The 254-nt window shown below is 33.5% G+C and carries 1 protein-coding gene; it reads left to right on the top strand.

The features are described from left to right. Positions 1-254: hypothetical protein (locus SB679_RS25320; protein WP_410705094.1), on the top strand; the 254-nt coding region annotated here is incomplete at both ends.

Genomic DNA, 254 nt, shown 5'->3' on the forward strand with positions numbered 1-254 from the left:
CTTTGATTATTTTGAACAAATCGAAATTCTGGAATCTAAAAATCATTCAAAAGGTCGTTTCTGTACAGGCTACCGATACAATTGGGAAAGTATCGATCTTGAGGGTGTAGAATGTCTGGATTTTTCAATATTTGAAATGACGGATAAGTTTCTGGTTAAAAATCTATTGAAAGAAAGTGTCAGTAATGATAACTGTCCGCATCTTTCTAAATGGTTTGATGATGGTTTGTTCCTTGATTTTGACCGTCTGAATT

Source organism: Chryseobacterium sp. SIMBA_029 (genome assembly GCF_046535275.1).
In the GTDB taxonomy this organism is placed as follows: Bacteria; Bacteroidota; Bacteroidia; order Flavobacteriales; family Weeksellaceae; genus Chryseobacterium.